Below are 18,660 nucleotides of genomic sequence, written 5' to 3' on the forward strand. Positions count from 1 at the left end.
GAACGCTGTTGATTTAGTTAGGTAAAATGCGCATTAAGGTTTGGCCATACTCAATTGGTTCAGCATTTTGCACCAAAATTTCCACCACTTGGCCATTAACTTCGGCTTCAATTTCATTCATCAGCTTCATGGCTTCAATGATGCAAACCACTTGACCTTTTTTGACTGTATCGCCCACTTCGACAAAAGGGGGTTCATCGGGAGCGGGGGCACGATAAAAGGTACCTACCATTGGCGCCACAATATCCACGGTTTTACGGTTGGCGGGAGGTGGCGTTGGTTCCGGATCGGGGGTAACGGCTGGAGGGGGCACAGGGGTGGGCGTGACGGTTGATGCAGGAGCTGGAGCCACAACCACGGGGGCGCTGCCACTGATCTGCTCACGCTTGCGGAGTTGAAGTTCCAGTTCGCCACTCTTAAGGTTGAGTTCGGTGACGCTGGTTTGGTCAAACATTAGTAGCAGTTCGCGTACTTGGTTGAGGTCAAGCTCCACACCCATTACTCCTATTCGCGGCCAAGATACGTATCTGAGCGAGTATCAATGCGAATCCGCTCGCCTACGGAGATAAATAACGGTACCATGACTTGGGCACCGGTTTCGACAATGGCGGGTTTCGATCCACCAGTGGCAGTATCCCCTTTAACCCCCGGATCGGTTTGCACCACTTCTAAAACAACGGAGTTGGGTAGCTCCACCTCAAGGACTTGCTCACCCCATTTGACAATATTGACTTCCATTCCTTCTTTGAGATACTTGGCGCGATCGCCCATTTGTGCGGGCGTGAGGCGAGCCTCTTCATAGCTTTCCATGTCCATAAAGACATAGTCTTCGCCATCTTTGTAGGTATGCTGCATGGTGCGTTTTTCAAGGGTGGCTTGGGGAACGGTCTCGCCGGCGCGGAAGGTGCGCTCAATCACGTTGCCCGTTTGCACATTCTTCAATTTTGTGCGCACAAAGGCTGAGCCTTTACCGGGTTTGACGTGCAAAAATTCGACGACTCGCCAGACGGCACCATCCAGCTCAATACTTACACCGGGGCGAAAATCATTACTGGAAATCATGTCCTACCGTGCAGTTCACCAAGCTATTATTGTATCCTTGAGCGTTGCCCTTCCTAAACATTGTTCAGCAGATTTCCCTAGAGTCAGATCCATTGCCATCCCTTGCAATTCCCAAAGGGCGATCGCCCATGGGGATGATAAACTGAAGCTGTTAATCTCATTCATGATCCAAGGACACTAACAATGGCTGCAACCCTTGAACTCAGTCAAGAAAACGTCGAAAAAGTCCTTGATGAGCTCCGTCCTTACCTGATGGCCGACGGCGGTAATGTGGAACTTGTGGAAATTGAAGGACCTGTGGTACGACTGCGCTTACAGGGTGCCTGTGGTTCCTGCCCCAGTTCGACGATGACACTGCGCATGGGTATTGAGCGCAAGTTAAAAGAAGCGATTCCAGAGATTGCTGAAGTCCAACAGGTTCTTTAATCTCGCTGGCTGCTGGGGAGAGATAGAGCGTGGCGATCGCGATCCAGTTAACGCCAGATCAGATTGATCGTCTTGATCTATCTCCCCTGCAACAAGTCCTTGCTCCCCTGCTTGCAAAGCAGCGGCTTCTAGATCATCACCAAGCACTGCGTTTTCTTATTGATTATCCTCGGCCAGCGGATGAGCCTGATCTAGAGCTTTCGGAATTGCCAGCTGTGCGCCTTTGGTTCATTCGTGCTGATGTCTGCTACCCATGGTTGCCCTATTTACTGGATTGGTCAGCGGGTGAGCTCGTGCGTTATGGAGCGATGCTCGTTCCCCATGAATTTCATCCGCAACAGGGGATTATCTTCAACCCCCAAGCCCTTGATATTTTTGTGATGGCCAAGGTCTTTACCCTTTGGCAATGGCTTCAGGGACAGGGCTATCCTGCTGCTGAAAAAATTAAAGGCATGGCAGCGATGTTTGGCTATGAGCTAGATACGGCTCTTTTTGACCTCCTTGAGTTTTGAAGGCTCCCTAGCGCTATGGCGGTCATCGCACTGGGGATTGATTTTGGTACCTCGGGAGCGCGGGCGATCGCCATCGATCCTGAAGGCAAGATTCTCGCCACTGCCCGTCGTCCGTTGCACCAGCCCGATCGCCCCCAAGAATGGGCAGCAACCCTGCGGGCGTTGATTTTAGATATTCCAAGCGCTATCCGTCGGCAAATTCAGCGGATTGCCATTGATGCCACCTCTAGCACCGTTTTCCTCTGTGATGCTCAGGGGCAGCCCTGCTCACCCGTTCTCCTCTACAACGACGATCGCGCCCAAGATCAGGTTCAAACGCTGCGGCAGATTTTAACCACGGATCACCTAGTCCTGAGTGCCACCAGTAGTCTCGTTAAGCTGTTGTGGCTCCAGACCCACTACCCCACGGTCAACGCTGTTTTGGTACACCAAGCGGATTGGCTGGCCTTTTTGCTCCATGGTCAACTGGGCATTTCCGACTGGCACAATGCCCTGAAGTTGGGCTATGACCCGGCAAAGGAAGCTTACCCCGACTGGTTCAGCCACCCCACACTTGCGTCCTTGCAGCCGCTGCTCCCTAAGGTCATTCCCCCCGGTACAGTTCTGGGAAAGGTCACAGCCACCGATTTAGGCTTGTCCCCAAAGTGTGAGGTGTGTGCCGGTACCACCGATAGCATTGCCGCCTTTTTAGCGAGTGGTGCCTCGGAGGTGGGTGAGGCGGTGACATCTTTGGGGTCAACCCTTGTGCTCAAGCTCTTGAGTGCCTCTAGGGTAGAGGATTTGGCAGCAGGTATCTACAGTCATCGCTTGGGCGATCGCAGCTCGCGCGCCGTAGGCGATCGCTGGCTAGTCGGGGGTGCCTCCAACTGTGGCGCCGCAACTTTAGCCCAGTTTTTTACCCCAGCGGAACTAGAGCGCCTCAGCGCCCAAATAGATGTCAATCAACCCACGGGGTTGGACTACTATCCTCTGCTCAAGCGGGGTGAGCGCTTTCCCATCAACGATCCGCATCTTGAACCGCGCCTAGAACCCCGACCCGACGACCCTCGCCTCTTTTTGCAGGGACTTCTCGAAAGTCTCAGCCGCATTGAAGCCCAAGGCTATCAACAATTACAACGTCTGGGTGCCTCGCCCTTGAAACGGGTCTGGACGGCTGGGGGCGGTGCCCGTAATCCCGCATGGTTAGCCCTCCGCCAGCAATACCTAGGGGTTCCCGTGGCCGTTTCACCTCAAACAGAGGCCGCCTATGGAACAGCTCGTCTTGCTCAATCATAAAGTTATGTTTGTTTTTTGATAAATTACAACCCTTTTCTTAAATATTTGACAAAGATTGGATACATATAGCCATTTCGAAAGGAGATGAGATATTTTCAAGAAGGATAGGTTATACTCAAAGCGTCATGAATGTTACTCAAGAATATGAGCTATAGCTTGGACTGACGAGAGCGGGTTGTCTCCTATATCAAGCAAGGTGGCAAAATCAGTGAAGCAACTCAAATCTTTCAGGTCAGTCGCGCCACCATCCATCGCTGGCTGAAGCGAGAGGACTTAGCCCCCACAGTTGTCCCCCGTCGTCCTTGGAAGCTGGATTGGGCGGCCTTAGCAGCGGATGTTGCTGCCCATCCCGATGACCGTTTAATCGACCGTGCCCAGCGATCGAGTAGAGTGTGAGTATGGGTGGTCAGCGCGAGGCGAACGAATTGATGGAGAGCGAGCGGGGAAGCGTAAGAAAAGAGAGAGTTTAGTCGCAGGACGGTATAGACACCAGAAAGACTTCATCGCCCCAATGCTGTTTTGCGGATACTTGAATGCGGTAGGGTTTGTGAGCTGGCTGAGTCAGTACTGTTTGCCGGCATTAAAGAGACCTTCGTTGTTGATGATGGATAATGCACCGATTCATCCGAAAGGGGCGATTCAGGAAGCGGTGAAAGCGGCGGGTCACGAGGTGTTATTTTTACCGAAATACTCTCCTGATTTGAATGTGATTAAGCACGACTTCAGTGCGGTGATTCGCAAGTATTGTGCTGGATAATGTCTCATTCTTTATTGGAATTACTATAAAAGTTGAGCACATAAAATGAATGTCATCCTCTTCTAGGGTGACTTGTGCGGTTTTGTGTGTCTTCTATCCTTGTCAAAAGAGCTGTATCAGACTTTGCGATAGTGACAAAGGATCGTCTATCCTCAAAAAAAGTAGAACTCCTATGTTCTGAAGATCATGTCTTTCCTAGAAGCTATGCGCAGAAAAATTCTGTTTGAGTTTACTGCTACCCACCTCGAATCTGTTTTTATACCTAGCTTCCTCAAACGCTGGATTGTTCACCAGCATGATTGCCCTACATTGCTTCAAGAGACCCTAGCTAGAGATACTCACTGGCAAGTGCGTCAAGCAGCAGCAACAAATCCGGAATGTTCACCTTTACTCTTGGAAACCTTGGCTAAAGATACTGAATGGCGAGTCCGACGAGCGGTTGCTGCCAATCCTAATTGTCCTCCAATCTGTCTTGAAACACTGGCAATGGATAGCTATTTTCAGGTGCGTCAGCAGGTCGCAGCTCATTCTCAATGTCCCCCCGCCATTCTCAACTGCCTTGCTCAAGATCAATACTATCAAGTGCGGCAGGCTGCTGCTAGCAATCTGCAAAAACTTACCTCTTCTCCCCTTGAGCAGCTAGCACAGGATGACTACTGGCAAGTACGAGCCACTGTTGCCGCCCATCCCAACTGTCCCGAAACTATCCTAGCTCAGCTTGTTAAGGATCAGTACTGGCAGGTACGTATAGCTGTCGCTCGAAATGCTCAATGCCCCCTTACCCTGAAGCAGACTTTTGAACATGACAGACGAGTTTTTATTCTTCACCAAATACTAAACAGGCACTTAAGTTTACTGGGTTTTTCTCTCTTTGTAAAACGGTTGCTTGCTGGGTGCAGATATTGTCCTCTTTGGATTATTGAGGAGCTAGGAAAGGATCAACATTGGAGAGTGCGTCAAGCTATTGCCAAACATCCCAAATGTCCCCTATCTGTTTTAGAGAATCTAGCCAAGGACAGCTCATGGCAAGTGCGTCAGGCTACTGCTAGTCATCCTCAATGTCTTCCTTATCTTCTAGAGACGCTTGCCCAAGATAAGAGCAGTGAAGTGCGTCAGTCTATTGCACAGCGATCTGACTGTCCAGCACATTTGTTAGAAAGACTTTCCCAAGATATTTGTTGGCAAGTACGACAAGCAGTTGCTGAAAATGTAAACTGCCCTCCTACTGCTATAGAAATTCTAGCAAGAGAACGGTTTTTATGGTTAGAGGTGTCAAGGAATCCACAGTGTCCTCCTCAGCTTTGGGAAGCGATGCTCAATCAGGAAAAAACTATTCTTTTGGATCGGTTTCTACAGAAATACATCTATTCTTTTTTAAGATGGTTACCATTTTTTCTCAAAGAACAAGTAGCCAATTGGGTGATTAAAAGTTCCAAGGGATGGTCTGAGGCTTTGGTGAGAACATTAGCGAAAGATCCAGATCAAAGGATGCGGTTACAGGTAGTCAGAACCCTGCCCTTTTGGTTTGAAGTGCTACACACTCTTATTCAAGATAAAGACATTAACGTTCAACTAGCTGTTGTCCAGCGCCCAGACTGTCCACCGCAGACATTAGCTATAGGTGCTCAGACGAGTGACTCTTGGTTTGTCCGCAAGACTATTGCTCGGCACCTGAATTGTTCACCTTCTGTCCTAGAGATATTAGCCGCTGATACCTCTGCCAGAGTACGCTTAGCCGCTATTCAAAATCCGAATTGCCCTCCCAATCTTTTAGAGGTATTAGTTAAAGGTGCGCATCAGCCTTTAGATACAGTGATAGCGAGTGGAAATGTATCTACCCCCCATCCATTTCAGATTCTGACTGACGATGAGAAGCTGAGCTTGTATTTGGCAGTTGCTCATCATACCAATTGTCCCCCCTCTCTTCTTGAGGGTTTATCTCAGAATACTAATTGGCACGTGCGCCAAGCAGCTGCTAGCAGTTTGAATTGTCCCTTATCACTTATAGAGAAGCTAGCGGTAGATCAGGATGCCCATGTTCGAGCAGCAGTAGCTATACGTCAGGATTGTCCCTTACCTGTTCTCCAAAGCCTACTGAAGGATACAGATACACTGGTGCGGAAAGCAGTCGCCAAGAATCCCCAACGGCAAAAGTTAGCTAGTACACTGAACGTTTCTTCTGAAGTCTTAACTATCCTTTCTCAAGATCAAGAGGCTAGTGTCCGTGAAACTGTTGCCAAAAATCCAAAATGTCCTTCCCAAGTACTGGAAATTCTAGCCAAAGATACATATGCCCAAGTAAGACTTGCAGTAGCATTAAGTAAAAGTACTTTATCTTTTTCCTCAATAGAGCTACTATCTCAGGATCCAGTATCTGAAGTGCGCGTCGCAGTAGCTAACCGACTCGATTGTCCTGCCAACATTTTGTTAGCCCTAGCCCAAGATAGCTGTCGTGAAGTTTGGCGAGCAGTCATTAGCAATCCGGAGTGTTCTGAGCAGATTTTATGCTCTTTTGCTAAACATCCAGATGTGGTTGTGCGCGAACTTGTAGTGAAAAACCCGAAGTGTCCTCCTCAAATTTTAGCTACTCTTACCCAAGATAAGGAAAGTCAGGTAAGGCGAGCAATCGCAGAACGAGTAGGATTCTTACCCCACCTGCTAGAGACTTTGGCTAATGACCAAGACTGGCAAGTACGATTAGCCATAGTGAATAACCCCCAATGCCCTAGCCATCTTTTGCAGGCTCTCAGTCAGGATATTCACGCAGAAGTAAAGCGAGCAGCCACCAAACGCTTGCAAGAATGCACTAAACACTAGACTAAGCTAAATTCAAATGAGCCTGAATTTCTGACTTCAGCCGATTGAGAATATGGCGCTGATCCAACTGGCTGAGGATTTGTTGCACTACGGTTTTCGGCCCAGCAGTTCCCCAGCCTGCGCCGTTGGCAAAGTAGGTTTTGGCTACTTGCCCCATCGTATAGGAGGCAAAGCCAGCAATCCCCGCTTGGGTCATGGCGACTGAGAGGTAAGGGCCAAGGGCAATGCCGCCACTCATGGGCGTAGCTAATCCCAACAGTCCCTTGAGGGAACTGAGTCCCAAATTGACGGCAAATTCCCCTAAACTGATGCTGCCCATGGCGAGGGCGATTGTTTGTAATAGCTCCTTGGCGCCTGCTTCTGTGAGTTCAATGCCGTAGAGGCGCGAGAGTAGTTGAATCGTGGTCAAGTCAGTGACGGCACTGCTGACCATATCGAGCACGGTGACGGGGTTGAGGGCGATCGCCAGCGCCTTGGCGACAGCTCCTTTCCAAATCAGTTGGTTGGCCTCCTGATCCCGCAGTTCCAGCTTGTAGCGGGCTAATTCTTCACTGACTTTATTGGCAAAAAGCATTGAGTTCAGGGCAATCAGGGCCTTCCCTTCGCGATTGAGCACCTCCAAGATCTTTTGCTTCAGGGGTTCCACTTGGGGAGCACCGACGGTCATTTTCACCTGTACTCGTCCTTGGCGATCGCGGTTCACTTGGGGGACAAGGGGCGCTGCTGCTACCATGACAATCTCTTCGGGAGAGAGGAGTTCTTTGACGCGCTCATCGCGGATTTTGTTATAGATGGCCTCGCGATCCGCCTCTGGATACTGATCCACTTTGTTAAAGACCAGAATCATCGGCTTGCCCGCCTGCCGCAACTCACTGAGGGCTTGGTATTCCAGACGGGTCAAGTCGCCAGCAATGACAAAGAGAATCAAATCCGCTTGAGCCGCTACCTCTCGTGCTAGTTGCTCCCGTGCGGCGCCATTGACTTCGTCTAACCCCGGTGTATCAATGAGGCGGATGGGATTGCCACGCTGAGCTTCCGAAATTTGCCACAGGGCACTGGCTTCTTCTTGAGTGACGCCATGAATCGGCCCAGTCGCAAAGTAGGGTTCCCCTAGCAGCGCATTTAGTAGAGAGGACTTTCCCCGCCCCACCATACCAAAGACGGCAATTTGCACGACACCATAGTGGAGCTTGTCGAGCATTGCTTCGAGGTCAGCGATCGCGCGGGCGAGGGAGGCTTTTTCGCTGCCAGTCGCTTTGCACTCGAACAGGAGTTTTTCAAGGGCACTTTTGGCCGCTTCGTAGCTGCGGGCGCTTTGGTAGGCCTCAAGGTCATCAATCGTGCCTTGAAGTTCCTTCAGCAGAGAATTCGCTGGCGATCGCTCTATCACAGATGCAACACTGACGTTACAAAGATTTGCTTTTTATTCTAAGGGCAAGAACGGGACTGGTGCGATTTGAACGCACGACCTAGCGCTTAGGAGGCGCTCGCTCTATCCGACTGAGCTACAGCCCCAAAGAGATACCTTCTATCCTAGCGAGTTTTGATCGCCCCTAAGCTGCTGTCGCCACTGTTGCCCTCAGGGCATCAATTTCCTGAAACAAGCGCTCTAGGGGAGCATTGGGTTCTAAAAACGAGAAGAGATGCTTGTAGCGCAGCTTACCTTCCTGATCAATGAGAAACTGTGCGGGCAGTGGTGCCCCCAAGGCTTGACCCGTGCGGTATTTGCGAAAGACTTGGCAACTGGGGTCATAGAGCAGGGGCATCTTCAAGCCCATATCGTCCTTGACCTTTTGACTTTGCTGGGCATCGGTACTGGTGATCACAAGAACGGCTACTCCCTTGCCTTGGAATGTTTCATAGTGTTCATTCAAGGCCTTGAGATAGGGGTAGCACAGCGGACAGTATTGATGCTCCGTAAAGATACGAGTAAACACCAGTAGGAGCGGCTGCTCTTGCCACACCGTTGAGAGGCGCACGGGCACGGTTAGCCCTACGCCGGGTAGCTCCCCATCAGGCACTAGTGCACCCCGCTGTAGTTGATTTTGGGGCGGCAGTGGCCACGCATTCTGCCAAAACCGCTCATTAAAGAGGCCACTGAAGTTGGTGGAGGTAAAAAACGGTAATTGAACAGCCATGGCGCCCTCGCTGGTGGCTCAACATTTTCCTAGCGATCAACAGATCCCATAATCACATCGATACTGCCAAGGATAGCAACAATATCCGCCACTTTCATCCCCTTCAGCAACTGGGGCAGGACTTGCAGGTTATTGAAATCCGGTGGACGAATCTTCCAGCGCCAAGGGAAGACATTATCATCCCCAATCAGGTAAATCCCTAGCTCCCCTTTCCCCGATTCAACCCGCACATAGTGTTCGCCTTTGGGAATTTTGAAGGTGGGAGCCAGCTTCTTGCCGATGTATTGGTAGTCAAAGCCATTCCACTCTGACTTGGCACCCTCGAGCATCCGCTTGGCTTCGAGGTTTTCATAAGGACCACCGGGCAAACCATCCAAGGCTTGGCGAATGATTTTCACCGATTCGCGCATTTCTTGAATACGGACAATGTAGCGGGCAAGGCAATCACCTTCGGTGGCCACGGGTACATCCCAGTCAAAGTCGTCATAGCACTCGTAGTGATCCACCTTGCGCAGATCCCACTTCACCCCAGAGGCACGGAGCATCGGCCCCGATAGCCCCCAGTTGATGGCATCCTCACGGCTAATTTTGCCCACCCCCTGTAAGCGGCGCACAAAGATGGGGTTGTTGGTGATCAGGCGCTCGTACTCATCCACTTTGGGCAGGAAGTAATCGCAAAAGTCGCGGCACTTGGTTACCCAGCCATAGGTGAGGTCGGCGGCCACTCCCCCCATGCGGAAGTAGTTGTTGTTGATGAAGCGCATGCCTGTGGCAGCTTCAAAGAGATCGTAGATGTATTCCCGCTCACGGAAGATGTAGAAAAAGGGCGTCTGGGCACCGACATCCGCTAAGAAGGGGCCTAACCACAGCAGGTGATTGGCAATGCGGTTCAACTCCAGCATGATCACGCGGATATAGCTGGCGCGTTTGGGCACAGGAATACCAGCCAACTTTTCGGGAGCGTTGACGGTAACCGCTTCGTTAAACATCCCGGCGGCGTAGTCCCAACGACTGACGTAGGGGATGAACATAATGTTGGTGCGGTTTTCAGCAATTTTCTCCATGCCGCGATGGAGGTAGCCAATCACCGGCTCGCAGTCAATGACATCTTCGCCATCAAGGGTCACCATTAACCGCAAAACCCCGTGCATTGAGGGATGGTGCGGCCCCATGTTGATGACCATGGGTTCTGTGCGAGTCTCTATCGTGGGCATAGATGGCAGTTCCGCTAGAGGGTTGGACGCTTACTTTACAGCCCTTTTCTAAAATGTGGCATACATGAAGGAAGTGCAATTTCCTCCCATAGTGGCTTTCGCGGTTTTAAGCCTGTTCCATCTGTGAAAAGGGCTGTTCTTTTGATATGCTACACAGGTTTTCCCCGCTTGCCAATTCAAATTTGCTTATGGCTTAGATAACGGTGCCATCGGGGATCACGGCATTTTTGATAATCACCACCACCCCGCTGCGGATATAAAATCCTTGATCCTCACGGTTGGATTCTTCAACATGGTCTTTGTTGATGATTTTGACATCATGGCCAATGCAGGCATTTTTATCGACAATTGCCCCGCGAATGACACTGTTGGCACCAATGCCGATGGGAATTTTATGTTGCAACAGGAGCTGGCTGCGCTGCGCCGAGTCTTGGTAGTAGTCGGCGCCCATCAGCAGGGAATGATCAATGACACAACCGGATTCTACGCGCGATCGCACCCCCAAAACGGAACGGTGAACTTGGCATTCCTTAAGGATGCAGCCCTCGCTAATGATCGACTCTGTGATGGTGGAACTGAGAATCTTACTGGGGGGCAAATAGCGGGGACGGGTGTAGATGGGGGCGTTTTCGTCGTAGAAGCTAAAGGGCGGTTGGGGTTGTTGGGTGAGGGCAAGGTTAGCCTCGTAGAAGGATCCAATCGTGCCAATATCTTCCCAGTAGCCATTAAAGACGTAGGTTTGGACAAGATGAGAACGGGCCGCAGCGGGAATGATTTCCTTGCCAAAGTCGGTGGCATCGGCCATCTGTTGCAGCAGATCAATCAGCACTTGCCGCTTAAAGACATAAATCCCCATTGAGGCAATGTAGGGTTTGCAATGGGCTTCCTCGGCACTAAGGCCATAGCGGGTTGTGTCCACGCGCATATCCCGTAGGGCATCACCGCTGGGTTTTTCGCGGAATTCAATGACTCGCCCTGTGCCATCTACCTTAATCAAGCCAAAGCCAGAGGCGGCTTTTTCATCGACGGGCAAGACGGAGAGGGTAATATCGGCGCCCGTTTCGCGATGGCGCTGCACAAAAAGGCGATAGTCCATGCGGTAGAGGTGATCTCCTGAAAGAATCAGGTATTCATCCACGTCCCAATCGGCCAACAGCCACAGGTATTGACGCACCGCATCGGCAGTGCCCTGAAACCAGTTGGGATTTTCTGGGGTTTGCTGGGCTGCTAACACTTCGACAAAGCCGCCCGTCAAGCCGGGGAAGGTATAGGTACGAGCAATATGACGGTTGAGGGAGGCCGAGTTGAATTGGGTAAGAACGTAAATGTTATTGATTTCGGAGTTGATGCAATTGCTCACAGGAATATCAATGAGGCGATATTTTCCAGCAAGGGGAACCGCAGGCTTGGCTCGACGCTTGGTTAAGGGATAGAGACGTGTGCCGGCACCGCCCCCAAGGATAATCGCCAAGACTCGTTTCATTGAAAACTCCATCTGAACGGCCACATCAACAGTGTACGCTGTGGTGGCACTTCTCTTTGCGAAGGGGACGCTTTTTGGTAAAGAAGCCGCGCAATGGCATGATAATGATACTTGGTCGTTGATCCCAAGCGGAGAGTAGCAGCATGGGATTTGTGGATATTGCGATCGCTGATTTGGCAGCGGACTACGGCGTCTCGGTCGAAACCGTCTGTGGGTTGTGCGATCGCTTGGGTATTCGCTATACCAGTCCGCAAACGCGCCTGCCCCTTGAAGATGCCAAAGCAATCATTTTGGCTTTGACGGACTCTGCTACACCGACCGATCAACGGGACACATCACCGCACTCGTAAGACCTGCTTATTGGGAGAACTATGTTAAGAAAATCCATTTGGCTTGCGGTCGCCCTTTGCCTCTGCCTCTGGCAACTGACCCTAGGTACAGCACTGGCCGCTGAACTGACCCCTGACGTCCTGACCGTTCCCCTCAACAGTGAAGGAAAAACCATTACCCTGACGGAAAAGCAATACGTTGAGGGTAAGCGTCTCTTCCAGTATGCTTGCGCCTCCTGCCATGTGGGGGGGATCACCAAAACCAACCCCAATTTGGATTTGCGCACTGAAACCTTGGCTTTGGCCACACCGCCACGGGATAACATCGAAGGCTTGGTGGACTATATGAAAAACCCCACCACCTACGATGGCGAGCAGGAAATTGCTGAGGTGCACCCCAGTCTGCGCAGTGCCGACATTTTCCCGAAAATGCGCAACCTGACGGAGAAAGATTTGGTGGCGATTGCCGGTCACATCCTCGTCGAACCCAAGATTCTTGGGGATAAATGGGGAGGCGGTAAAATTTACTACTAGTCACAACTCAAGAAGGATCTTCCCAACTCATGCACCAACCTCACTCTCGGCTTCGGCCTGTTGTCTGGCTCTGCAGTGGCCTACTGTTCTTGCTGCTGGGCTGGGCGATCGCCCCGGCAACGGCGCTGGCGGCCTCTGGGGTAGATAACTATGTGATCCAATACCTGAAGGTCACAGATACGGTGGAACTGCCCCTCAATGACCGCGGTGAGACCAAAACCTTTACAGCCGTGGACTTGACCCGTGGGAAACGGCTCTTTGAGGAAAACTGCAAAAACTGCCACGTTGGCGGCAGTACACTCCCCAATCCGTTGGTCTCCCTCTCCCTGAAGGATCTCAAGGGAGCCACCCCTCCACGGGATACAATTACCAGTCTGGTGGCCTTCCAGCGATCGCCGAGATCCTACGATGGCAGCGAAGAGAGTTATTCCTGCCGCCGCGTGAGTGAGGACTGGTTGACCACGGAACAGCTTGAGACCTTAGCTGCCTTTATTTTGCGAGCGGCAGCCGTGGCGCCCGGTTGGGGCGTAGAAAGCTTTCCGGACAGTGTCCCCTAGGTTGGGAACTTTGCTACACTGACCTTTTGTGAACCTTGCACCCCTTGATTTTTGGGGCTTTATCCATACCCTGACGCATTCCATGAAAGGAGAACTCCGTTGAAAAAGCTATTCATTTGTGTTTGCGCGATCGCGATCGCGCTGTTTGTCAACCCCACCCCTGCGGCCTTTGCGGCAGATTTAGCCAATGGTGCCAAAGTCTTTAGCGGCAACTGTGCAGCCTGTCACATGGGGGGTGGCAATGTGGTGATGGCCAACAAAACCCTGAAAAAAGAAGCCCTTGAGCAATTTGGTATGTACTCCGAGGATGCCATTATCTACCAAGTGCAGCACGGCAAAAATGCCATGCCCGCTTTTGCTGGTCGTCTCACCGATGAACAAATTCAGAATGTAGCCGCCTACGTGCTCGATCAAGCTGCCAAGGGTTGGGCAGGCTAAGATTGCCACCGTCTGAAAAAACGATTGATGAAGGGTGTAGGCGTAGGTGCTACATCCTTTTTTTATTCTGTGACTGCCCTCCAAGTCCTGCAAAGATAGATGTTGTGTTCTGCATCCCCTAGGGAATCCTCTCTAGAACCAGTGCAATTCATATAATAATGAAAGACTTGCTCCTACAAAAAGGCGGTACACTTGGGCTATGCCTGCTGCCCCATTGCCAGCAAATGAACCGGAACGGCAACGTGCCCTTGAGCAGTATCGAGTCTTAGATACGCCGCCAGAACCTATCTTTGATGAAATTACCAACTTGGCGGCGGCAATTTGCGAAGCGCCGATTGCCCTCATTAGTCTTGTTGATCGTCAACGGCAGTGGTTTAAAGCCAAAGTAGGCATTGATGCCTGTGAAACCCCTAGGGATGTTGCCTTTTGTGCTCACGTTATCCTGCAACCAGAACTCGTCATTGTGCCGGATGCGCGGCTGGATCCCCGCTTTGCCGATAATCCCGTTGTTACAGGGCCGCCCTATATCCGCTTCTATGCGGGGATGCCCTTGATGACGCCCGATGGCTATGGCATTGGTACCCTCTGTGTGGTGGACTATAAGCCGCGTGAGCTAAACCCCGTTCAACAGCAAACCCTGCGCACCCTTGCTCGCCAAGTCATTAGTGAACTGGAAATCCGCCATCACTTAGAGGTCACCCAGCAACAACTGGCCTACATTCAGCAGATGAGCAGCCTCCAAGAGGCGGTCTTCAATAGTAGTAATCACGCCATCATTGCCACCCGTACCGATGGCACTATCACGCTGCTGAATCGAGCCGCTGAGGAATGGCTGGGATATCCTGCCTCAGAACTGGTGGGTAAAGCAACGCCAGAACGTTTCCATGATCCTCAAGAGGTGGAGCGCTATGCCCAGATCCTCAGTGCGCAATTGGGAGAACCCATTCCTGCGGGGTTTGAGACTCTCGTGGCTCGGGCGCGGCGGGGCTTGGCCGATGAGCAGGAGTGGACATTTATACGACGGGATGGCTCTCGCTTCCCTGTGTCCCTGTCAGTCACCCCGATTCATGATAGCCAAGAGCAACTGATTGGCTTTTTGGAGTTAGCGGTTGATATTACCGACAAGAAGCAAATTGAGGCAGAGCTGCGACTGCGGGAGCGAGCGATCATTGCCAGTACTAATGGCATTGTGATTACCGACTACCGCCAACCCGATAATCCAATTATCTATGTGAACCCCGCCTTTGAGCGGATGACGGGATACCGAGCAACGGAGGTGATTGGCAAAAATTGCCGCTTTTTGCAGGGGCGCGATCGCCATCAACCGGGGGCTGAAGCCATTCGTAATGCCATTAAAAAAGGCCAATCCTGCCGGGTGGTGCTGCGCAACTACCGCAAAAACGGCCAACCCTTCTGGAATGAACTGGCCATCTCGCCGATTTATAACGAATTTGGTGAAATTACCCACTACATTGGCATTCAAAGTGATGTCACCGAACGGCAGCGGGCACAACTGTTTTTACAGCAGCAGGTGAAGCGCACGCTCCTGCTCAATCGCATTACTGAGGAAATTCGCCAGCAAATTGAACGGGAACACATCTGTCGTACAGCAGTGCAGCAGGTGGGAGCAACCCTCAATGTCAGTCGTTGCCTCTTATTTGTCTATCAGGAGAATGCCCCTTCGCCGATGGAATTGGTGGCAGAGTATTGTGCGCCGGGGGTGTCTTCCGTCAAGGAATGCCCTCTCGATTTGAGCCAGATGCGGGGACCGTTTTTGGAATCGGTTTTTGCCTCCGATGAGGTGTTTAGCTGCGAGGATGTGGCAACAGACAGTCGTCTAACCTCACTTCATGAGTACTGCGAAGCCCTGAGTGTGAAATCTGCGGTGATTGTGCGCACGGCCTATCGCAATCAACCCAATGGTTTACTCATTTTGCACCAGTGCGATCGCCAGCGGCGGTGGACGGCGGCCATTAAAAGTTTGCTCAAGAGTGTGGCGGCACAGGTGGGGATTGGCCTTGCCCAAGTACAACTCCTTGAACAGGAAACCCGCCAACGTCAGCAACTGCAACAGCAAATGCAGCGGGCGTTGCTTCTGAATCAAATTACTGAACAGGTTCGCCAGAGCCTCGATACGGAAACGGTGTTTGAAACAACCGTCACCCAAATTGGGCAGGCCTTTGGGGTCAGTCGCTGTTTAATTCACCGCTACGAGCCGGGGCCACCGCCGCGTATTCCCGATGTGGCTGAATACCTGCAACCGGGCTACCCCTCAATGAGGGGGGTCAGTGTGCCCGTGGAAAACAACCCCCACGCCTTGGAGGTTCTCAGGAGTGATGCCGCTGTTGTTTCCCACGATGTGACTCAAGACCCCCTACTGGGCAATGCCATTGAGCTGTGTCATCAACTTCAAATCAAGTCAATGCTGGCTATTCGCACCTCCTATAAAGGCGTACCCAATGGCGTTATTGGCCTGCATCAGTGCGATCGCCAGCGGCAGTGGACTCCCGATGAGATTGAACTTCTGGAAGCAGTGGCCGCGCAAGTGGGGATTGCGATCGCCCAAGCGGAACTCCTGCGCCATGAACAGCAGCAGCGCCAATTATTGGCTCAGCAAAACCACGAACTCGAACAAGCCCGCCTGCAAGCAGAACTGGCCAACCGAGCCAAGAGTGAGTTTTTGGCCACCATGAGCCATGAGATCCGCACCCCCATGAATGCGGTTTTGGGCTTTACGAATTTGCTCTTGGATACGCCCCTCAATGAGCAGCAGCGGGACTTTTTGCAAACTCTGCACCAAGCCGGCGAGGCACTCCTAACAATTATTAACGACATTCTTGACTTCTCGAAAATTGAATCGGGCAAGTTGGTACTGGAGCAGCAGCCCTTTGATGTGCGTGAGTGCGTGGAGGATGTCCTGAGCCTACTGGCCAGTAAAGCTGAGGAGAAAGACCTAGAGTTGCTCTACACCTGCACCCCCGAAACCCCTGCCCAAATCAAGGGGGATGTGACCCGGCTGCGGCAAATTCTCGTTAACTTAGTAGGCAATGGGATTAAGTTTACCCACCAAGGTCAAGTGCTCGTTCATGTGGGCGTGGTCAAGCAAGAGGAGAAAACCTTTCTGCAATTTCAAGTTCAGGATACGGGCATTGGCATTCCCAGCGATCGCTTGGATCGGCTCTTCAAGCCCTTTAGCCAAGTGGATGCCTCGACGACGCGCGAGTATGGCGGTACCGGCCTAGGCCTTGTGATCAGCAAACGCCTCTGTGAGTTGATGGGCGGCGATATGTCCGTTGAAAGTGTCGAGGGGCAGGGCACCACATTTACATTTACGATCCTCGCTGAAGGACAAAAACCCTATGTGCCGCCGACAATCCATGCTGCTTTGGCAGACAAGCGGGTTCTTGTAGTGGACGACAATGCCGCCAGCCGCGATAATCTCTGTACATTGCTGCAAAACTGGGGAATGGTTCCCGTCGGATATGGAGATCCGCAACTGGTGCTAGAAGCACCGCCCCAGTGGGATGTGGCAGTCATTGATTTGAATATGCCGCAAATGTCGGGGCTTCAGTTAGCAGAGCGGTTGCAATCAGAGCCGCACTTCAATCAACAGCCGATTATTCTGCTCACACCCCTGAGTTGGCTGGAAACCGCTAGTCGCAAGGAGTTGATCACAGCCCACATCCCCAAACCCATTCGCCCTCTCACCCTACGGCAAACGCTGATTAGAGTACTCAGCAGTGAGTCAGCGACCCAACCAGCACTGACAAGAACCGGTATTGATCTGAACTTGGGCAGCCGTTTTCCCCTACGCATCTTGCTTGCCGAGGACAATGCGGTGAACCAGAAGGTGGCACTGCATATTCTCAAGCGGATGGGGTACCGCGCTGATGTGGCGGCCAATGGCCTAGAGGTGCTTGAAGCACTGCAACAGCGCCCCTACGATGTTGTGCTGATGGATGTGCAAATGCCAAAGATGGATGGCCTCGAGACCACCGAACGCATCTGTGCCCAATGGCCTCCCAGCCAGCGTCCTTGGATTATTGCCATGACGGCAAATGCCCTAGCTGGCGATCGCGAACGCTGCTTTGCGGCGGGGATGGATGACTACATCAGTAAACCGATTAAAATTGAAGCCCTTGCCGCGGCCCTCAACCGCTGTCGCTGCCTCAGTCCCAAGACCACCTATCCGCAACTGTGTGAGCAGATCAGCTTTGAGGGTGATCAGAATACAGCAGAGTCTATGACCTAGAGATACTTAGCCAAGAGCAGATGCAGTTTCTCCTTGGTGGCTGCGGGTACCTTGTCAAGGGGAGTGAGAATGGCATTCTTTAAGGCACGGTGGGCTTTAGAGGCTGGTGGATTGGCATGGAGGCGTTTGACGGTTTCACAGATAATGGCTTGGGCATTTTTGACATTGCGCTGCAGGTTGGTCACAATCATCTCCACAGTAACGGAGTCGTGTTCTGGGTGCCAGCAATCGTAGTCAGTCACCAGAGCCAAGGTTGCGTAGGCAATCTCCGCTTCGCGAGCTAATTTGGCCTCTGGTAGGTTGGTCATACCAATCACCGTTCCGCCCCAAGAGCGGTAGAGATTCGACTCCGCAAGTGTCGAGAAGGCAGGCCCTTCCATACACACATAGGTACCTTGGCGGTGCAGGGTGACATCGGGCAGGTTGAGATCGGCGATCGCATCAGCAAGAACAGCAGCAAGGGCAGGACACACCGGATCGGCAAAGCCAATGTGCGCCACAATGCCATCCCCAAAGAATGTGGAAATGCGGTTACGGGTACGGTCAATAAACTGATCGGGCACCACCATATCAAGGGGTTTCACCTGTTCCTGTAGGGAACCCACCGCAGACGCAGAAAGCAGGTACTCGACCCCAAGGGATTTGAAGCCATAGATGTTGGCACGAAAGGGAATCTCCGTCGGCAGTAGATGGTGATCGCGGCCATGACGTGCCAAAAAGACGACTGGAACCCCAGCAATCTTGCCGCAAATAAAGGCATCGGAAGGATCACCAAAGGGCGTAGTCAGACGTACCTCTTCGACATCGGTGAGGGCCTCCATCTTGTAGAGACCACTACCGCCAATAATGCCAATTTTTGCAGTCAT

At 51.8% G+C, this 18,660-nt stretch carries 16 protein-coding genes, 1 tRNA gene and 1 pseudogene; 10 read left to right on the top strand and 8 right to left on the bottom strand.

Annotated features, from left to right (window positions below; translation table 11 throughout):
- Positions 1-13 precede the first annotated feature (13 nt).
- Both accB and efp read right to left on the bottom strand, forming a co-directional pair.
- Positions 14-493, bottom strand: a complete 480-nt coding sequence (gene accB, locus RHI63_RS03000) for an acetyl-CoA carboxylase biotin carboxyl carrier protein (RefSeq protein WP_206201594.1) — start codon at positions 491-493, stop codon at positions 14-16.
- Between the two features lie 11 nt (positions 494-504).
- On the bottom strand, positions 505-1,062 hold the full coding sequence (efp, locus tag RHI63_RS03005; protein ID WP_149820380.1) for an elongation factor P: 558 nt from the start codon (positions 1,060-1,062) through the stop codon (positions 505-507).
- 183 nt (positions 1,063-1,245) lie between these two features.
- Between efp and RHI63_RS03010 the strand changes: the two genes are divergently transcribed.
- The 5 genes and pseudogenes from RHI63_RS03010 (at position 1,246) to RHI63_RS03030 (ending at position 6,849) form a co-directional block, all read left to right on the top strand.
- On the top strand, positions 1,246-1,488 hold the full coding sequence (locus RHI63_RS03010; RefSeq protein ID WP_181495240.1) for a NifU family protein: 243 nt from the start codon (positions 1,246-1,248) through the stop codon (positions 1,486-1,488).
- 29 nt (positions 1,489-1,517) lie between these two features.
- Positions 1,518-2,000 (top strand): CRR6 family NdhI maturation factor, encoded by a 483-nt coding sequence (locus RHI63_RS03015; protein ID WP_310821814.1) that lies wholly within the window; start codon positions 1,518-1,520, stop codon positions 1,998-2,000.
- 15 nt (positions 2,001-2,015) lie between these two features.
- The gene (locus tag RHI63_RS03020) at positions 2,016-3,275 is read left to right on the top strand and encodes an FGGY-family carbohydrate kinase (protein WP_310821815.1); all 1,260 of its coding nucleotides are present in this window, start codon (positions 2,016-2,018) and stop codon (positions 3,273-3,275) included.
- 186 nt (positions 3,276-3,461) lie between these two features.
- Positions 3,462-4,032, top strand: a pseudogene (locus RHI63_RS03025) (transposase).
- Positions 4,033-4,218: 186 nt separating this feature from the next.
- Positions 4,219-6,849 (top strand): HEAT repeat domain-containing protein, encoded by a 2,631-nt coding sequence (locus RHI63_RS03030; RefSeq protein ID WP_310828269.1) that lies wholly within the window; start codon positions 4,219-4,221, stop codon positions 6,847-6,849.
- Position 6,850: 1 nt separating this feature from the next.
- Here the strand turns inward: RHI63_RS03030 and RHI63_RS03035 are convergent, their stop codons facing one another.
- The 5 genes from RHI63_RS03035 to RHI63_RS03055 form a co-directional block, all read right to left on the bottom strand.
- Entirely contained in the window at positions 6,851-8,239 is a 1,389-nt protein-coding gene (locus tag RHI63_RS03035; RefSeq protein ID WP_310821817.1) for a GTP-binding protein, read from the bottom strand.
- Positions 8,240-8,290: 51 nt separating this feature from the next.
- Positions 8,291-8,364: transfer RNA gene (locus tag RHI63_RS03040), tRNA-Arg, on the bottom strand.
- A gap of 38 nt (positions 8,365-8,402) precedes the next feature.
- The gene (locus RHI63_RS03045; protein ID WP_206201019.1) at positions 8,403-8,987 is read right to left on the bottom strand and encodes a peroxiredoxin family protein; all 585 of its coding nucleotides are present in this window, start codon (positions 8,985-8,987) and stop codon (positions 8,403-8,405) included.
- Positions 8,988-9,016: 29 nt separating this feature from the next.
- The gene (locus RHI63_RS03050; RefSeq protein WP_149820368.1) at positions 9,017-10,201 is read right to left on the bottom strand and encodes an NAD(P)H-quinone oxidoreductase subunit H; all 1,185 of its coding nucleotides are present in this window, start codon (positions 10,199-10,201) and stop codon (positions 9,017-9,019) included.
- Between the two features lie 193 nt (positions 10,202-10,394).
- Positions 10,395-11,684 carry a glucose-1-phosphate adenylyltransferase gene (locus tag RHI63_RS03055; RefSeq protein ID WP_206201020.1) on the bottom strand — a complete coding sequence of 430 codons (1,290 nt, stop codon included), beginning with the start codon at positions 11,682-11,684 and terminating at the stop codon, positions 10,395-10,397.
- Positions 11,685-11,827: 143 nt separating this feature from the next.
- On the opposite strand from RHI63_RS03055, the gene RHI63_RS03060 reads away from it, so the two are divergent.
- From RHI63_RS03060 to RHI63_RS03080, 5 genes are all read left to right on the top strand, one after another.
- On the top strand, positions 11,828-12,034 hold the full coding sequence (locus RHI63_RS03060; RefSeq protein ID WP_206201021.1) for a translation initiation factor IF-2: 207 nt from the start codon (positions 11,828-11,830) through the stop codon (positions 12,032-12,034).
- Positions 12,035-12,055: 21 nt separating this feature from the next.
- Positions 12,056-12,547 carry a photosystem II cytochrome c-550 gene (gene psbV / locus RHI63_RS03065; RefSeq protein ID WP_206201022.1) on the top strand — a complete coding sequence of 164 codons (492 nt, stop codon included), beginning with the start codon at positions 12,056-12,058 and terminating at the stop codon, positions 12,545-12,547.
- A gap of 29 nt (positions 12,548-12,576) precedes the next feature.
- Positions 12,577-13,104, top strand: a complete 528-nt coding sequence (gene psbV2, locus RHI63_RS03070) for a photosystem II cytochrome PsbV2 (protein WP_310821818.1) — start codon at positions 12,577-12,579, stop codon at positions 13,102-13,104.
- Between the two features lie 99 nt (positions 13,105-13,203).
- On the top strand, positions 13,204-13,542 hold the full coding sequence (petJ, locus tag RHI63_RS03075) for a cytochrome c6 PetJ (protein ID WP_310821819.1): 339 nt from the start codon (positions 13,204-13,206) through the stop codon (positions 13,540-13,542).
- A 199-nt stretch (positions 13,543-13,741) separates the two neighbouring features.
- Positions 13,742-17,794, top strand: a complete 4,053-nt coding sequence (locus RHI63_RS03080) for a GAF domain-containing protein (RefSeq protein ID WP_310821820.1) — start codon at positions 13,742-13,744, stop codon at positions 17,792-17,794.
- On the opposite strand, the gene RHI63_RS03085 is transcribed toward RHI63_RS03080, so the two are convergent.
- Entirely contained in the window at positions 17,791-18,660 is an 870-nt protein-coding gene (locus tag RHI63_RS03085; RefSeq protein ID WP_310801442.1) for an S-methyl-5'-thioadenosine phosphorylase, read from the bottom strand. The genes RHI63_RS03080 and RHI63_RS03085 overlap by 4 nt on opposite strands.

This window comes from Thermosynechococcus sp. GLH187 (assembly GCF_031583395.1).
Taxonomy (GTDB): domain Bacteria; phylum Cyanobacteriota; class Cyanobacteriia; order Thermosynechococcales; family Thermosynechococcaceae; genus Thermosynechococcus.